General features: G+C 44.8%; 20 protein-coding genes and 1 tRNA gene. 5 read left to right on the top strand and 16 right to left on the bottom strand.

The window, feature by feature from the left end; all coding sequences use genetic code 11:
- Window positions 1-9: 9 nt before the first annotated feature.
- Complete coding sequence (locus NQ489_RS03325) at window positions 10-414, bottom strand: HIT family protein (RefSeq protein ID WP_015525628.1); 405 nt, start codon at window positions 412-414, stop codon at window positions 10-12.
- A gap of 130 nt (window positions 415-544) precedes the next feature.
- On the opposite strand from NQ489_RS03325, the gene NQ489_RS03320 reads away from it, so the two are divergent.
- Window positions 545-1,219 carry a two-component system sensor histidine kinase NtrB gene (locus NQ489_RS03320; RefSeq protein ID WP_044962286.1) on the top strand — a complete coding sequence of 225 codons (675 nt, stop codon included), beginning with the start codon at window positions 545-547 and terminating at the stop codon, window positions 1,217-1,219.
- Here the strand turns inward: NQ489_RS03320 and NQ489_RS03315 are convergent.
- The 14 genes from NQ489_RS03315 to NQ489_RS03250 form a co-directional block, all read right to left on the bottom strand.
- Window positions 1,186-1,788: a rhomboid family intramembrane serine protease gene (locus NQ489_RS03315; RefSeq protein WP_021652840.1), complete on the bottom strand. Its 603-nt coding sequence runs from the start codon at window positions 1,786-1,788 to the stop codon at window positions 1,186-1,188. The two genes, NQ489_RS03320 and NQ489_RS03315, sit on opposite strands and share 34 nt — an antisense overlap.
- 157 nt (window positions 1,789-1,945) lie before the next feature.
- Window positions 1,946-3,376: a DUF6382 domain-containing protein gene (locus NQ489_RS03310; protein WP_021652839.1), complete on the bottom strand. Its 1,431-nt coding sequence runs from the start codon at window positions 3,374-3,376 to the stop codon at window positions 1,946-1,948.
- Between the two features lies 1 nt (window position 3,377).
- Entirely contained in the window at window positions 3,378-3,809 is a 432-nt protein-coding gene (locus NQ489_RS03305) for a TadE family protein (RefSeq protein WP_021652838.1), read from the bottom strand.
- Entirely contained in the window at window positions 3,806-4,222 is a 417-nt protein-coding gene (locus tag NQ489_RS03300; protein ID WP_156906941.1) for a prepilin peptidase, read from the bottom strand. Before NQ489_RS03300 ends, NQ489_RS03305 begins: the two co-directional genes overlap by 4 nt.
- Window positions 4,223-4,233: 11 nt before the next feature.
- Window positions 4,234-5,010 carry a hypothetical protein gene (locus NQ489_RS03295; RefSeq protein ID WP_021652836.1) on the bottom strand — a complete coding sequence of 259 codons (777 nt, stop codon included), beginning with the start codon at window positions 5,008-5,010 and terminating at the stop codon, window positions 4,234-4,236.
- A gap of 18 nt (window positions 5,011-5,028) precedes the next feature.
- Window positions 5,029-6,522: a DUF5702 domain-containing protein gene (locus tag NQ489_RS03290; protein ID WP_227945583.1), complete on the bottom strand. Its 1,494-nt coding sequence runs from the start codon at window positions 6,520-6,522 to the stop codon at window positions 5,029-5,031.
- A gap of 59 nt (window positions 6,523-6,581) precedes the next feature.
- Window positions 6,582-6,752 carry a Flp1 family type IVb pilin gene (locus NQ489_RS03285; RefSeq protein WP_044962312.1) on the bottom strand — a complete coding sequence of 57 codons (171 nt, stop codon included), beginning with the start codon at window positions 6,750-6,752 and terminating at the stop codon, window positions 6,582-6,584.
- Between the two features lie 44 nt (window positions 6,753-6,796).
- Window positions 6,797-7,822: a type II secretion system F family protein gene (locus tag NQ489_RS03280; protein ID WP_021652833.1), complete on the bottom strand. Its 1,026-nt coding sequence runs from the start codon at window positions 7,820-7,822 to the stop codon at window positions 6,797-6,799.
- Window positions 7,823-7,831: 9 nt separating this feature from the next.
- A complete protein-coding gene (locus NQ489_RS03275) occupies window positions 7,832-8,614 on the bottom strand; it encodes a type II secretion system F family protein (RefSeq protein WP_021652832.1) in 783 nt (260 codons plus the stop codon).
- Window positions 8,611-9,801 (bottom strand): CpaF family protein, encoded by a 1,191-nt coding sequence (locus NQ489_RS03270; RefSeq protein WP_021652831.1) that lies wholly within the window; start codon window positions 9,799-9,801, stop codon window positions 8,611-8,613. The genes NQ489_RS03275 and NQ489_RS03270 overlap by 4 nt, the downstream gene beginning before the upstream one ends.
- Window positions 9,798-10,811: a hypothetical protein gene (locus NQ489_RS03265; protein WP_021652830.1), complete on the bottom strand. Its 1,014-nt coding sequence runs from the start codon at window positions 10,809-10,811 to the stop codon at window positions 9,798-9,800. Before NQ489_RS03265 ends, NQ489_RS03270 begins: the two co-directional genes overlap by 4 nt.
- The gene (locus tag NQ489_RS03260; protein ID WP_021652829.1) at window positions 10,808-11,320 is read right to left on the bottom strand and encodes a prepilin peptidase; all 513 of its coding nucleotides are present in this window, start codon (window positions 11,318-11,320) and stop codon (window positions 10,808-10,810) included. The genes NQ489_RS03265 and NQ489_RS03260 overlap by 4 nt, the downstream gene beginning before the upstream one ends.
- Window positions 11,321-11,555: 235 nt before the next feature.
- The gene (gene nagA, locus NQ489_RS03255) at window positions 11,556-12,710 is read right to left on the bottom strand and encodes an N-acetylglucosamine-6-phosphate deacetylase (protein ID WP_044962282.1); all 1,155 of its coding nucleotides are present in this window, start codon (window positions 12,708-12,710) and stop codon (window positions 11,556-11,558) included.
- A gap of 79 nt (window positions 12,711-12,789) precedes the next feature.
- Window positions 12,790-12,861, bottom strand: a tRNA-Glu gene (locus NQ489_RS03250).
- Between the two features lie 271 nt (window positions 12,862-13,132).
- Between NQ489_RS03250 and NQ489_RS03245 the strand changes: the two genes are divergently transcribed.
- The 4 genes from NQ489_RS03245 (at window position 13,133) to NQ489_RS03230 (ending at window position 16,046) form a co-directional block, all read left to right on the top strand.
- Window positions 13,133-13,759 carry an SGNH/GDSL hydrolase family protein gene (locus NQ489_RS03245; RefSeq protein WP_021652827.1) on the top strand — a complete coding sequence of 209 codons (627 nt, stop codon included), beginning with the start codon at window positions 13,133-13,135 and terminating at the stop codon, window positions 13,757-13,759.
- A 4-nt stretch (window positions 13,760-13,763) separates the two neighbouring features.
- On the top strand, window positions 13,764-14,528 hold the full coding sequence (locus NQ489_RS03240) for a GNAT family N-acetyltransferase (RefSeq protein ID WP_021652826.1): 765 nt from the start codon (window positions 13,764-13,766) through the stop codon (window positions 14,526-14,528).
- Window positions 14,529-14,655: 127 nt separating this feature from the next.
- On the top strand, window positions 14,656-14,856 hold the full coding sequence (locus NQ489_RS03235; RefSeq protein WP_021652824.1) for a hypothetical protein: 201 nt from the start codon (window positions 14,656-14,658) through the stop codon (window positions 14,854-14,856).
- Between the two features lie 26 nt (window positions 14,857-14,882).
- The gene (locus NQ489_RS03230; RefSeq protein WP_021652823.1) at window positions 14,883-16,046 is read left to right on the top strand and encodes a hypothetical protein; all 1,164 of its coding nucleotides are present in this window, start codon (window positions 14,883-14,885) and stop codon (window positions 16,044-16,046) included.
- Here the strand turns inward: NQ489_RS03230 and NQ489_RS03225 are convergent.
- Complete coding sequence (locus NQ489_RS03225; RefSeq protein ID WP_044962304.1) at window positions 16,016-16,906, bottom strand: amidohydrolase family protein; 891 nt, start codon at window positions 16,904-16,906, stop codon at window positions 16,016-16,018. The two genes, NQ489_RS03230 and NQ489_RS03225, sit on opposite strands and share 31 nt — an antisense overlap.

Genomic DNA, 16,906 nt, shown 5'->3' with positions numbered 1-16,906 from the left:
GGCTATTTGTCATTCTTTAATTTTCTTTAAGATTTCATCTCTCACCTCATCGCTGAGTTCTCCGGGTTTCCAGGTTAAACCAACACCATCTCCCTCATATCTCGGAATCAGATGCATGTGAAAATGAAACACAGTCTGTCCTGCGATCTCTCCATTGTTCTGCACAACATTAAATCCATCACAGTTCAGTGCATCTCTCAGCTTTCCTGCCATTTTTTTAGCCAGGATCATTGCTTTTCCGGCAGTCTCATCCGGAAGCTCATAAATATTCGCTGCATGCTTTTTCGGCAGGATCAATGAGTGTCCTTTGCTTGCCGGTCCCAGATCCAGAATCACGCGAAATTCCTCATCCTCATAAAGTGTTGCTGATGGAATCTCTCCATTTGCGATTTTACAAAATATGCAATCTCCCATTATTTTGTCCTCCTTGTTTGCAAAATTATTTTATCTATATTCTTATTTTGTCGTATTTTCTCGAATTTTTCAATACTGTTCTTGTTGATATTTGAAATTTCTGATGTTAATATTTTTTCGAGGTGATAATATGTGCAACGATACTACAGTCAGTAAATTGAAAAACGATTTTCATTATACACTTTCAAAATTTTCACATGAACTCCGGAATCCTCTGACTCTTATTAACAGCGGACTCCAGATGATCGCATCTGCACATCCTGATGTCAAAGAATATGAGCACTGGGATGATGTTATGGATAATCTTGATTATGTAAAAGAACTTCTTGATGAACTTTCTGCATTTAATAATGCAGGCCATGTCAAAAGAGAAAACATTGACACCTGCAGCTACCTCCAAACGATCCTTTCCTCCATAAAACCTACTCTGGATTATCTGGAGATCACACTTGAAACAGATATTCCGGATTCATTGCCATCGATGGCTCTTGACCGGATCCGTGTCCGGCAGATGCTTCTGAATCTTCTGAAAAACGCATGGGAAGCCGTTCCTATTCCCGGAGGAAAGATTTCTTTTTCTGTCATTCCGGAAAATTCCGGCATCCGCATTGATATCCGGGATAACGGATGTGGAATCTCAAAGGAACAGCAGGCTACGATATTTCAGCCATTTTTTACAACCAAAGAATCCGGGACCGGCCTTGGCCTTGCTGTTTCAAAACAGATCGCTCAGGCACACAGTGGAGACATCACGCTTGAGAGCGCTCCCGGTCAGGGAACTGTTTTCCATATTTTTCTGGGATGATAAAGAATTACAGCGATCAGGAAACCACTCAACAAACCGCCTATATGCGCTACGTTATCCACGCCTTCACTTGCAAATCCGAAATACAGTGAAAATGCGGCCATGATCAGCATCTGTCTGACAGTCAGATCCGCCACTCTTCCTCTGTGCCGTATGATCACATAGATCATACCGCCCATGACTGCAAAAACAGCTCCGGAAGCTCCTGCAGATAAAGAAGCGTTTCCTGCATACATATCAAAAAACAAAGAGAGCATATTTCCGCCCAGACCACCAAATATATAGATCAGAAAAAATTTTATCTTTCCTGTTACCGGTTCCAGCCTCTGGCCAAGCACAAACAGAACCAACATATTATTGATCAGATGCGGCGCACCAAAATGCAGAAACATACTGCTAAACATCCGATACCACTGTCCCTGTTCCAGGATCAGCGGTGCATAAGCAGCACCGCATTCCAGCATATGCTGCCCGTTCTCCGAGCCGCCGGTAAATTCCACCACAAGAAAGATCAGCGTATTTATGAGGATCAGTAAAACTGTCACAGGTTCTTTTTTTATTTCTTCCAATTCCGGCCTCTTTCCACAGCGGTTCCGGAAATATTTCCCATAACTCGCTGTTATAATCTGAAAATTCGAATTTATTTCATTATTTTAACAGATTTTCATCAGGCGGACAACCTACTGTCCCATGTTAATACGATACAAAACTGGATTTTTCGCTCTGTTATTTCAAAAAAATATAACGGGCCTGTGCAAAATCAACTTCATCCTCATCCTCCAGCAAGTAATCTTCTCCTGTTTTCAGAAGCTGTCCATTTACAGAAGTCCCATTTCTGGAGTTCAGATCTGCCAGATAATATGCCCCCTCCCTTTTTCGGATCTTGGCATGGATTCTGCTGACAGTTGGTATATTGATCACTGCATCCGCCGCAGTTTCCAGTTTTCCGATCACTGTGATATCTCTTTCCAGATAAATGGTAGCCAATTCCCCCGGTTCCCGGCTCACCAATGTAGCAGGACCTTTGGATGCACCTGCAGAAAGAACTACCGTTTCACCAAATCCATCTAAAAAATCTTCCGCTTTTGTCGGAATATTTTTTTTGATCTGTTCCAGTTCTTTTCTGCTGTCATCGGCATTGCACCCGGACAGCGCACCAGATTCTTTCTGATCTTCAGCATATACAGCTGCCTCTTTTTCCGCCGCACCATATTTCTGTTCAGGCACCGGCGTATCCAGTTTTTTCTTTTTTCCACAGACTTTTTTGATCAGAATATAGCTCAGCATCCCCAGTATCATTGCTGCAAGAATTCCCAGAAGAAAAATTTCTTTGCTTATTCTTGGAATATATCCGCCGGCCATTCCTGCCGTAATTCCCAGAAGAAGCACCAATGCTGCACCAAATCCAGCCACTGGCTTCCATATTTTGTTTGTTTTCCGCTTCTGTGAGTCCGCTGAAGATTTTTTCTGTTTTTCATTTCCGGACACACTGGCTCTTTCCCAGCCTTCCACCTGCCACAGATCCTCTGCTTTTTCCTCCTCTGTCATCCTGTTTTCTTCCTGGACCACTGTTTTCTTTTTTTCATATGGAGAAAAATCTTCCTCGTCGCTGTTACATATTTTATATAACTCTTCCTTGATGTATTCCAGATGAAAGCTGTCCTCCAGTGCACGTCTGTATACATTATATCCCAGCATAACCGCTTTTCCGTCTTCATGATCCAGCTTTGGAAGGATATACTCCGCAAGACTCTGAAACTGTTTCTGTATTTCCCCATGAAATCCCGGAAGATAACAAAATCGGACACTTTTTCTTTCCGCATCCAGATAGATATATTCCGGTTCCAGGATCAGCTGACAGGGATTCAAAAGATACTCGGACATTTCTTCCATGATCTGTATAAAGCCTCCCAGTATCACCTGAAGCGACTCCAGATCCATCTTTTTTTCCTCAAAAAGCGCAGTCATGGAATGCCTGGAAGTTATATCATAATACACCATGAATTTTCCGTCGATTCCCTGTATCCGACACTGAAGAAGATCAGGCACAGCATTGGCCACGATCATCCTTACCTGGTAAGAATCTGTATCGATTCTCTCATCTCCTGTCAGGATCAGATAATTATGATTCATATCTCTTTTATATTCCGTTCTCATTTTATGGCGTCACCTCTCCCAGCATATCCACAGTTCCTTTTACCTTGCGGATCCATCCCACAGGCCGCAGAGGCTTTGCCTTACCACTGACTTCCAGCTTCCATTTCTGCCCCAGGAACCCGGCAGGTACTTCCAGTCTGTAAGTTACTTTCACAGTTTTTCCTGCATTTGTCTGCATGCTCAGATTCTCTCCTCCCGGCAGCCCGATATCTCCCAGCATTCTACCCTGTATATCCGCCTTTTCATATATGTTCCCTTTCTTTTTATATCCTTCCATACTGCCACTGACTGCTGCCTCATAAGCTGCCGCAGTGAGATATGCTCTGTCATGTACAAAAAAATCCAGATACAGCACTCCGATCAGTATCATAAGCACCAGAGGCATGAGCAATGCAGCTTCTATTGTAAAGCTCCCCTTTTTTATTTTTCTCACAAAAATATCCCTCCCAAATATCCGATCAACAGAAACGGTACAAAAGGAATTTCCTCACTTCGACTCTTTTTTAGCATAAGATACTCAATGCCTGAGTAGATTCCGCACAACAATAATGCACCACAGAGGATCCCTGCCAGTTCTCCGGCTCCCAGCACAGAGCCCATTGTCAGTATCAGCAATCCGTCTCCAAATCCGACCATTCCTCCACTGATCAAAGCGATCAAAATTATAAATACTCCGATTCCCATGGAAATAATCCCTGCCGGCCAGAGAAGCCCCTGCCTGATCTGCCACAGGATCCCGCCTGCCAGAAAAATAAAAAGCACCGGTAAACAGATTTCTTTTTTTCGGATATCTGTCCAGGTATTAATTACAAGAAGTACAGTCATGCAAATTTTTACACTGCTCATGATCTCTCCCTTCAGCCACATCGTCCGCAGGCACTCATTTCACCGGAAACCTCCGTTTCTTTCACCATCCGTACAGATCGTTTCAATGCGCTGCAACTTTCCCTGTTATGAAAACGGTTACTCTTTTTTGTGATATATACCACTCCGGCCGGTTCCTGCCCACGACTGCACAGCTCACAGGCCTGATACTTTTCTCCATATGCATTTTTTAAAGCTTTAACCGAAGAGCCTGATATCTGCTGAACAGACAGATTCAGATAACTGCACCCCAGTTTTCTGTGATACACACTTCCTGATTCTGTCACATACACCATAGGCTGGCTCTCCACTGTATCCTTTCCATTTTCGTATACCACACCATTCCACGTATGGACCTTTACCGTATTATGGAACCATATTTTAGGAAGCGGGATCAGACCGCCTATGGGCTGATAGGAATATACGTCCGGCAATGTGATCGTTTCTGTACCTGAACCGCCGGCACCATACGCATACATACCTGCTTCCTTTGCTTTCTGGCACAAGCCAGTCAGATGCTCCGTCTGTACCTTGTAAATATCCATAAAAGAAAGCAGCGTGAGCACTCCGAAAAAAAACAGCGGCAAAGCCATCGCAGTCTCCAGAGTGAGACTTGCTTTTTTCAGAAAGGTGCACAGGGATACTTTTCCAGAAAGCGTTTTCCGGCTTATCGGGGAAAGCAGGAAAAAAGCTCTTCGAGAGCGCCTTTCTCTTTTTTGATCCAGTCTGTTTATCTGATTTTTATCTTCTTTTTCTTTCTGAAAAAGCATCCCTGTACACCTCTCTTTCTATTCATACGCATACTGACGTGTAACTGTAAATATTTTCCGTCTGTTTGCTTTTACATCTGCAGACGCTTCCATGGCAGTGATGCAGTGATCCATCTGAAAACCCGGTCTTTTTCCCTTTTCACGTACAGAGCACTCGATCATGTCCATTCCTCTCAGAATTTTATCCTGTTTTCCTTTCGCCATAAGCAGAACCTGAAGATAATCCTCATAAGACATTCCATTCCCTGCATCCTTTCTTGAAGAATCCAGTTTGTCCAGGATATTGGGCAGATTACTCAAAGACAGCTGCCAGTCTGAGGAGTTTTTTATAAGAGGTACATGTCCTCCTGCAAAAAGTTCCCGGACATCCAGAATACTCTCCGCAAATGCCCAGCAAAAGATCAGTGCCGCTTCGATCACTGCTGCCGCCGGTGGGATCAGAAAACCTGATGCAATCGCCAGCGCCAGTGTTTCGACCTGTATCCGTTTTCCACTATCTGAAAGCAGATACGCCATGTTAACCCCCTGACGGATCACCAGAAGTTTTCCTGCCACGGACTTCAGATTTTCCCGATCACTGTTCTTCCCTCCAAGAATATATTCCACCTGATAATTCAACCCCGCCGCTGCCGGTCTTCGATAATTTCCCAGTTTCTTTAGCAGATACTGTCCAAACAATATTCCGGACGTATACGAATTATCGGATCGTATATCCGTATCCAACATTAGTCCTGTCTGGAGCTTTCTTCCGGATGTAAGGCTTTTTCTGTCTGTAAACGCATCCGATATTCCCCGTTCGGATGGTACTACCAGATCAAGAAGTCCCATTTTACGGACTCTTCTGATGATCGGAATAGGATTTTCCACGCTTTCATCAACACCGCCGGTAAAATCATCCCCATTTCCTGCATCCGAAAAATCTCCCTGGTTTTTTTGTTGTTCCTGTTCTTTTTTTGCTTCTTCGCTCTTCTGCGCGGCGTCCGTAATAGCAGAATCATAGGAATCCAACGTTCCTTTATTTTCTGCCTGTTCTCCTTTTTTCTCTGCATCCTCTGTCTTCTTTTCCTGATCCTTCAGTCTTCCGAGAAGAGTCTGTACCCCCTGGCTTCCCAGAGTTTCACGCATATACTGAACAGCCTGCTGGTAAAAAATCTCGCCTTTTCCGTCGCTCAGAAGCTGATAACCATTGAATCCGCCCTGGAGAAGCTCCAGTTTCTGACTGTTCTGTTTCAATACAGGTTTCATATAAGTCTGAAAATCATCATATACAGAAGCCATATCCAGTTCTTCTTTTCCACCTGCATACAGTGCAAACAGCTCATAATCTTCCAAAAGCGTTCGGTCATACTGTCCAAATAAGGAATATAAGCCAATATCCATACTGTTAAGTATCTGTGTCCTGGCAGCTGCCATGCGTACAGATTCAATGCTGGCACACACAAGAGAAAGAACCAGGCTCAAGATCAGAGCCAGAAAGATCGTAATGCTGCCTTTTTTCACATTTCCTGCCAAGGGGTACCTCTCCTTTCCAAAACGAAAATATCAGCAGATATCACCGTTTTTTCTTATTTTCAGATCGTATTGCTTTGTTTTGTGATTTTTGTAAGGATTTTTTTAACAAGTGCTGTAAGCTGTTCCTTAAAGATGATGACCAGACTGATCAGAACCACCAGAATCAGGATGATCTCCACAACACCCACCGCATCCTCTTCCATCGCAAATTCTTTTACATACTTCCACATATTTTCATTTGTCACCTCACATTTCCTTTCTCTGTTCTCCAGTCCTACCCTCCGTAAAAGGAAAGGCATGCCGGAAGCATGATCACCGCCATCACCACCAGGAGCATCAAGACCATCGGAAGAAGCAGTTTTGTTGCTGCTGTATCTCCCAGCACTCTTGCTTTTCTTTTTCGCTCCTCCCAGGCTTCCACGGATTCCTTTTCCAGCAGATCGGCCAGATACCTGCTTCCTTTCTGGAGGTTCTGGATCAGTAGTGTTGACAGAGTTTTATACTTTACCTGTCCGCACCGTTCTCCAAATCTCCGGTAAGCCTCTGCTTCGGAAATCCCACTGTCCATCTCATAACAGGCTACTCGGATTTCTTCGTAAGCCTCACGTTTTTTACCATCTTCTCTCTTTCCGTAATCCAGTGCTATTTTCTGGAACGCTTTTCTGGCAGTTAAGCCTGCCTGCACCAGAAGGGTAAATTTCATGATCAGTCCTGGGTAATCCATCAGCATCTGTTCTCTTCTTTTTATCTGAGCATTCTGTTCTTCCCGTTTTTTTGCAATGACAGCTGCTGCCGCTGCTGCCAGACCAAGAGCTGAAAGCAGGTTTCCTGTTTTGTCTTTTGGCTGCTCCCATTCAAGATGTTTTCCATTCCATTCATCTGGAAGATAATAGTACTGCGGATCGTTTTTTTTCTGATTATATTGTACGATCATGTCCTGCAGCTCTTTCTCGCGCTGCTGTTCTTCGCTAAGTTCTGTTTCCGGTTCTTCTTCGGATCCTTCTGTTTCTTTTTCCGGCACCTGCACATACAGGGAACCGGCTTCTTCTCCGTCTACAGATACTTTGAATTTCTCTTCATAAGCACCTGTCTCCTCTTTTTCCATACGGTATCCGGATGAATAAACCTTATCTCCGCCACTTTGAAATGTCAGGAGCATACCGATGATATTTCCGGTAAGCGCTATCCGTATAAACAGTTTCTTTTCTTCCGGATTTCCGGCTTCCGGAGGCAGCCGCCCCATTTTTCCTGCCAGAAACACCCCAAGGATCACCATAAATATCAAAATATGTATCCACATTATCCTCACCTACACTTCTATGTCTACAATCTTCACACCCAGCCAGTAAGACAAGCCATAGATCACCATGCAAACTGTCATGGCACAGATTCCGAAAGGATTCCCATAAAGTACATCCAAAAATCCCGGCGAAGTCAGTTTCAGATAGCAGATGATACCGGCCGGCATGATACTCATAACCATCTGTTCCGATTTCTTTGCGGCCAGCGTTGCCTCGATCTCTTTTTTTACCTCGATCTTATCACTAAGCATTCTGGCTACTTTCTGGATCACCTGCGTCATATCCCCGCCTGTTCTTTTTGCTGTATAAAATACTGCTGCGAAATTTTCAATATCTTCCACTCCGCTGCGTTTTCCCAGATCCAGGAACAGCTCTTCCACCGGAACACTCAGACGCAGCTGGCTTTCGATATACCGAAATTCATCCAGGATATCACTTCCCTTTTCATAAAGTCTCCCCAGATCCTTTACACTGGCACGCACCGCATTCTCCGCGGAATAGCCGGCCTGTACCGCCACATTCATGGCCGTCAGAGCATCCCGGAACTGGTAATTCAGCTCCCTCTGCTGCCGTGCAGTGCATTTTTTCCTCTGCATTTTCAGAAAAAGCACTGGTATTGGAAGCATAAACAGCAACACAGGAAGGCTCTGATAAAACAGATAGTCGGCTGCAGCGCATACGGCAGCTCCCTCCAGAAGATACTTTGCGGTCTCCTTCCCCGTAAAATGATACATCCTGTAATCTTTCCTCGTAGATCTCCATTTCTGATTCTTTCCTTTCCGCTCTTTCATAGTCTGATTCCTGCCCGTTTCATTTTTTCACAATGCAAAAGTTCTCCGGTTTTTACAAGTCCCTTTCCTTCTTCCCAGCGATACAGCGGCCTGGTCTGGATCTCTCCGTTTTCAAATCCACATACTTCTGTGATTTCCAGCAGCTTTCTGCTTTTATCCCGCATACGCCCGAGATGTACCAGAATGTCTACCCCGGAAGCGATCTGCCTTCGGATTGCTTCCAGGGGAAGATCGATCCCCATCAATGTCATCGTTTCAATTCGGGAAAGCATATCCTGACTGCTGTTTGCATGAAGTGTTGAAAGGCTTCCATCATGTCCCGTATTCAGGCTCTGCAGCATATCCACTGCCTCTCCTCCACGGACTTCCCCTACAATTATCCTGTCCGGCCTCATTCGAAGGGCTGACCGGATCAGATCTCGAATCGTTACTGACACCGCGCCCGCCATATTGGCCATTTTTGCCTCCAGACATACCAGGTTATCAATTCCCCGGATCTTAAGCTCCGCATTATCTTCAATGGTGATCAGGCGCTCATCTTTTGGAATATATTCTGTAACAGCTCCAAGGAATGTTGTTTTTCCACTGCCTGTACCTCCACCGATCACAATAGAATATCTTGCCTGAACAAGTTTTTTTAAAAACTGTGCACATTCTTCGGTGATGCTTCCAAAAGCGATCAGTTTTTCCATTGTGATAGGATCATCCGGAAAACGACGGATCGTCAGGATCGGACCATTCAGAGCAACCGGATAAACCACTGCATTCACACGTGCTCCGTTTTCCAGCCTTGCATCTACAATGGGCATGGACTCGTTGACAACCCGGTTACAGCGCCCTACGATCTGCTGGATCACATCCTCCAGCTTCTCTTCTGACGTGAAGACCTTATTCCATCTGGTCAGTTTTCCTCCACGTTCCACAAAAATATGATCCGGACCATTTACCATGATCTCCGTAACACTTTCATCATCGATCAGTTCCTGCAGAACATCCAGCTTGCGCACAGAACAGAACAGCTCCTGTCTGAGCTCTACTTTCTCCTTCAGTGAAAGAAGCAGTTCCCTTGCCTGAGTTAATATCAGTTCATCGATCACCCCCAGGATCTCATCATCGGACAGCTCTCTGGAAACATCCAGCTGTTCCATGAGCAGATCATACATTTCCCGGAATTTTTCTCTGTTCATGACCGCTCCTTTCTCAAAAGTTCACGGATATAATCTCCCAGTTCACTCCAGACCAGCTGTTCTACGTAAGCGTCAGAAGAGATCCTATCCATATGAAAGGGCAGATGCACCTTTTCTGTTTTTTCCAGGATCTTTTCTTTATTCCAGATACGCAGAAGATTTTCGAATTGTGTCACCTTACAGACAGAAAGTGTGTCATTCAAAACCGGCATATAGATTTTTCTGCACATTTCCAGAAGCCGGAAATCCTCATCTCCATTTTCTCCCATATCCAGGATCAGCACTTCATAGGAACTGTGAAGTACGATCTCCTGCAACAGCCGCTCCCAGTCTTCCCAGTCCACGGTCCGGATATCTGAAGGTGTTCTTACAGGCGGTATAAAATCCAGATTGTTTACTGTCTGGATCATTCCGTTCATTCTATGGATCAGGTTTTCATTTCCCTGGCGAACATAATAAAACAGATCACTCAGATTAGCCGGAAATTTTTTCCCAAGAAGTTCTTCAAAACCAGAATAGGATTCCAGATTCAGATAAAGAACGGCACGTTCTTTCGCCAGTATCTGTCCCAGCGCAAGTGCAAAGGATGTCTTCAGACATCTGCCCAGAGGAGAAAAAACACCGATGATCTCCATTGTCTTTTTCAACACAGGAAAAGTTACCGGATCAAGAGACTTCTCTTCTCCATAGCAGGCCATCACCTCCCTTATCACATCTGAGGAAGATTGATATTTATACACACTTGAATACTGATCCAGTTCCGGAGGATGCACACCCTCTGAAAGAATGATGATCTTTCCGATGCCAAGGTCACGGACTTCTTTTCGCATTGCTTTATCGGAAATCAGCAGCAACTCAATATGATTTTCTTTTCCGTAAGCAATGAGACTTTCCGCCGTGGTAAATGCCTGGATCTCAAACGGAAGATTCTTTTTCTGGTTCAGATAATCCATAAAATTGAAAGCATAATCCACCTCCAGATCACAGACTGCAAATATGTTTTTCTTCAATACACACCTCCTGCATAAAGCACCGCACTCAAAAATATGGGTACCGTAAAATGAAAGTTCTCCGGAAAGCTCATCCCCTTTCTGTAATAAGGACGTATCTCACCGGTACAGTAAAACTCATTCATATACTGATATAAATAAAGGAATCGTCGGCGGATACCGCCTGTAGAAATAAGAATTGCCAGAGAAATGCCTGCACCTGCAAGCAGAGAATAAACAATACATTCCATAACTGTCCGCGGCCCCATGATCCCGCCAAGTGCGCACAGAAGCTTGATATCTCCGGCGCCGATCATATGGAATATAAAAAGAATTCCCAAAAGAAGCACCGGCACAGCCACTCCTGCCAAAAAGATCACTCCACCTTTCGGCCCGTTTTCTGTGATCTGGATCAGGAAACCGATCATAAAAGAAAAAAGGATCCATCCATTGTCTACAGATGCATCTTTAAGATCCATCCAGACCGCCATCGCAGATATCACCACGGATAATTCTCCATAAAGAAACATACACGCCCCCTTTCCTTCTTAAAATATATGTTTATTCAGTTATGATAAAAATGGGATTTCCCGCCTGACCTGGCGGTGATCGATACCAGAAGATCTCTGGTGAAATTAATTATAGAATTTCAGGAGCATTTTGTCCAGCATTTTCGTTCGACAAATTCTGACACGAATTTTGCTGTCATCTGCTCCTGAAATTCTTTTTATCTTTTTATTTTTTATCGCTTTATCTTCTATGAGCTTATCGGATCTTTACTCCGTCCTTGATCACTGCTTTCAGTTCCAGATCCTGATCCAGCAGTACCACATGAGCTTTTTTACCTGCTTCCAGAGATCCGTACTGTTCTTCCACACCAAGGCTTCTGGCCGGATTTATGGTCGCGCAGGCCACGGCTGTTTCCAGCGGAAGCTCCATCTTTTTAACAACTGTACGCATACAGTCCATCAGATTTGTGGCAGATCCTGCGATCGCACCGTCAGATACCAGCGTGGCAAGTCTTCCCACAACCTTAACATCCAGTCCGCCCAGTGTATACTGGCCGTCCGGCATACCGGTAGCTCTCATACTGTCGCTGATCAGGATCATCCTGTCAGCTCCCATCATCTGAAAGGTAGCTCGAACAACAGACGGATGGATATGGATCCCGTCACAGATGATCTCTGCCATAACATCCTTATTATCAAAAACAGCCCCTACGACACCTGGTGCACGATGCGTAAACGCAGGCATTGCGTTATACAGATGGACTGCATGGTTTGCTCCTGCTCTGCATGCTTCCATTGCTGTATCGTAATCTGCATTGGTATGTGCCAGAGAAACATTGACCCTTTCATGAACTTCCCGGATAAATTCTGCTGCATGCTCACTTTCTTCAGGTGCAATCCCTATAAATTTTACCAGACCTTCCGAGGCCTTTAAAAAACGGTCACAGATTTCCACATTACATGGCAGGATATTCCTCGCGTCCTGTGCCCCTTTTTTCGCCGGGCTGATAAAAGGCCCTTCCATATTGATCCCCAGAAAATCCGCCTTACGGCAGTCCTTTGTTTCTTTTTTATATTCTGCAGCTGTATGGAGAATCTGCTCCAGTTCCTCTACCGGTAAAGTCATGGTAGCCGGTGCGATCGCTGTAACTCCTACCGATGCCTCATATTCCGCGATCCTTCCGATCGCAGCCTTGTCTCCGTCGCAGAAATCATCTCCCTTGCATCCATGAAAATGCAGATCGATCAGTCCCGGAATGGCGTAGCAGCCTTTTCCGTCCAGAACATCCCCGTTAAGCTGCGGCGCATCCTTTTCTTCATAAACCTGTCGGATCTTATCCCCATCCAGGATAATCCCGCCTTTTACAAATGCTTTGTCCGGTGTAAAAACATACACATTATCAATGATCATAGTAAAACCTCCCAAAATCCCCATTTGTGATCATAAACAAAAAAGCAACCAGAAACATGTTCTGATTGCTTTCAGTTAATAGCCAGTACGGGAATCGAACCCGTGTTTCCGCCGTGAGAGGGCGGCGTCTTAGCCCCTTGACCAACTGGCCATATTCTTTTGTTTCTGTCGTTTGATTTCGTTTTTTGTTGTTTCCCTCAACCGACTTCGTTAGTATATAACACTTTCTTTCAAAATGCAAGTACTTTTTTTAATTTTTTTAAAAAATTTTCATGTTTTTCACGTTTATTCGTTTTTTACCCATTTTCCGGTATTTCGTACGCTTGACCACTGCTGGTGTAAGTGCTACTATCAAAGCACCAATACGAAAATAATCGACTGCGGATAATTATCCGCCCGGTATAACAGAAAGAAGGAATTGGATGACTCGCATTTTGTGTCTCGGAGACAGTATCACAGATTGCGGACGGCTTTTCTCCGCAGATCCTCTTGGAAAAGGATATGTGAAGCAGCTCTCCTGTCTGCTTCATAACACAGATCACCGATTTTCCATTGAAAATAGAGGTATTGATGGTTTCACCCTGGAACGGCTTCTTCAGAACACAGATTTCTGGCTGGAAAGCTCTGATCCGGATATTGTTACCGTCCTGATCGGGATCAATGATGTGGGGATCATGATGAACACCCGCCGTTCATCTGCACAACAGCAGGATCTGATGAACAAATTTGTCACCCGTTATGAGCTCCTTGCAAAAAAGCTATCCTGCACAAACTCCCGGAAACGAAAGCTCTATTTCCTGGAACCCTTTGTTTTTCCATGGCCACGCTGCTACGCTTCCTGGGCTCCCCTTCTTTCACAGATGTCCGTGCATATTAAAAAGATCAGTCAGGATCATGGAGCCGTTTTTCTCCCGCTGCAGAACGATCTGGATCAGGAAGCTGCACGGTCCGGGCCTGCATCAATAACTTCTGACGGTATCCATCTCACACCACAGGGGCATCAGATCCTGGCAGATAAACTTTATAAATTGATCATATCAGAAAGGTAATACTATGGAAACAACGATCAAAAAAATCGAAGATATGTCACTGAACGCATGGCCTTCCCATAAAATGGAACTTTATGACGGATGGATCTTACGTTTTTCTTATTTCTATACGCACAGGACCAACAGTGTGGAACAGTTCGGAACCTCCACACTTCCATGGCGCGAAAAAATCCCCTACTGCGAACAGGTCTATAAGCGTCTGGGAACTCCTGCGATCTTTAAGATCAGCCCCCTTGTATCCCCGGATTTTGACTATATGCTGGAAAACAGGGGCTATTCCGTTCAGCACATAACAAATGTTATGACTGTAGACCTGGACAATGCCGTTCTGGATGCGCCTGTCACCGATGTGCTTTTTTCCAATGAAATTCCTGATTTCTGGATCCACAGCCTTTTTGACTTGAAAAGAACTACAAATCCGATCCATCGAAGCGTCGTTCCTTCCATGTACCGTGCCATTCTTAAGGAAACTGTCTGCGCTTCCATAACAAAAAACGGCGTGATCATTGCCACAGGTCTTGGAATCCTGGATCGCGACTACATCGGTATCTATGCCATTCATGTACGTGAAGATTATCGCCGCAGAGGATATGCCCGTCAGATCTGTACCGGTCTTCTCAATGAGGGCAAAAAAAGAGGCGCCAGCCACGCTTATCTTCAGGTGGTAAAAAACAATACTTCCGCAGAAAAGCTTTACAGCTCTCTTGGATTTCAGTATTCCTATACCTACTGGTTCCGTGTTCAGCCTGTAGGAACACGTTTTCAGTAAATGCATGGATTTTCCGTAAATCCCTGTAGAAATCAAAAAATCTTTTTGCTATAATACCCTTAATATGTATAAAATCTTTCCTGCCTTCATATACTGATCCTTATCAATCAATAAGGAGACTGATCCGATGAACGATCCGCAGGAAAAAAACACCCAAAATCCCTATCATATTTATTACGATAATTATCTGGATACCAATGCCTGTACTGAATGCACGGGTCTGATCAACCATGGAATCGACAGCCGTGAGCAATGGGATTCTTTCCGCCAGATCTTTGACTTTATACCGGCGTCGGAAACCCATGATCTTACAGATAAACAGGACTGACCGTTATCCCGGGTCGGAGGACACAAATGAAAAAACTGTCTGCTGCATGTATGATTCTCGGCCTTTCCCTTTTTGCGGGAGGCTGCAGCAATGATCAGATCGATGATCATATTATTTCTCTTCAGGATAAAATTTCAGACGTTACTGCTTCAGATTCCACAGAACAGGAAGATCAGGAGCCTTCCACGGAAGAACGTGTTTATATGGATGAGCTTACCGGCACACTGCTGGATTTTGACGGTACACACCTGACGATTTCCAGCAATGGAGAAACCTATGTATTTGATGTTTCCCAGACAAGGCTTGAATGCAAATACGGCGTTGTATCCAGTGATCAGGTCAGTGTGATCTACCAGGGACAGCTTTCCGGAACGGATATCAGCACCATTTCCCCCATCAAAATAACCGACAAATATCATAATGAAACTCCTCTGGAGGACCGCACTTTAAAGGGCAAAGTGAAATCACTCACCTCCAATGCCCTTGTGATAGTTACAGAAAAGGGAAATACCGTAACCTTCCCTGTCACCGGTGTCAGACAATACTACAAAAAAGGCATCAAGGCCGGCAAGTGGGTCTATGTCCATTTTCGCGGTAAATTCATCAACGAAACACTCGTGGATGACAAACAGTATGACGGCAGTTTCACAAAAGTGATCAGTGTCTCCGATACGGATCCACTGAAAGTACCTGCAGCAACTCCTACGCCTTCCCCTGAACCGAAGAAAAAAGAGCAGCATCTCCGTGCAAAGATCGTAAATGTCAGCACCGGCACAATGACTGTCATTCCGCAGACCACAGGATCGGAACTGACTGTTTCGCTTTCCTCGGTTCCTGTATATTTCAAAGGAGGAATGGCTCCGGGATCTTATGTAAACATTATCTATACCGGTAAATTTAATGGTGAATCCACCAGCGGCATGAAGATCCGTGGAATCACCGGGGAGGATCCGGACATACTTTCAGTACGCAACATTACTTCTACTGTAACCGGCACGATCCTGGGCACAACCGCCAATACCGTGCTACTCCAGACATACGACGGCGTAAAGATCCTCTGCAGCCGTGAAAACGTTCCGGACCTTTCCTCAAGCGGAATGGAAGAAGGTGCCGATCTCCGGGTTACTTTCAACCCTGCGAAATCACGCACCTCCAATATTTATACCTGTATTAAATTCGAAGACCCGTGACGGAAGATGGTACGGATCCTTTTTTCTCCATCTTCCATCCAGCTTCGTACTGCCTGCGTATCACCCAGTATATCAAAAAAAGCTCTGCTTTCATCCTGCACACCCTGGCCGTGAAGAACCTGATATGCACCGGCATCGCTTCCTACTGCCACATGAACCTTCTTTTCAAAAGCTTTCTTCAGATTCTGCTCGCCTGTCTTTATAATAGATGCAAGGATCGTATCTTCAAATCTGCCGCAGCCTTTAAGATTCCGCACAGTTACAAGTGTCGGAACCCACACGCTTTCGCTGTCTGCCAGCATGGAAATCGTCTCATCATCCATATAGTTCCCATGTTCAATACTGTCAACACCAGCCTCCACTGCTGCCTGTACGCCATAGCATCCATTTGTATGGCTCATCACGGCAAATCCCTCTTCATGAGCAATATGTACCATTTCTTTCACATCCGTTGCTGAAAGCGACGTTCCCGTAATTTTCCCGTGATCTGCAAAATCCAGAAGCCCTGTAGTCATGATCTTGATAAAATCCGCACCTTCAGCGGCAGCTTCCAGAACTCTTCTGTGATATTCCTTCATGTCTGAAAAGCTTTTTCCAACGATCTTCCCGTAATGCCCCTCTTTATAAATGGCAAAAACCGGTGTGCGATAGTCAATTTCATATTCAGGGGCCAGTCTGGCAGCCCGTTTTGACACACCGTAATGATCTCCTCCGTCTCTCACAAAACGGATTCCTCTTTTCCGGTATTCCTCAAAATGAGCACGGATCAGTGCATCCCGGGGCCCGTTTTTCTGTGTCTCAACGGCTTTCCGGTAATCATAGCCATTGAGAAATATATGTGCATGACATTCCCCAAACAT

The organism is Blautia sp. KLE_1732_HM_1032, assembly GCF_025147905.1.
Classification (GTDB): Bacteria; Bacillota; Clostridia; order Lachnospirales; family Lachnospiraceae; genus Blautia_A; species Blautia_A fusiformis.
Note: the sequence above shows the minus strand (reverse complement) of the source record. Positions and strands in the feature narration are given on the sequence as shown.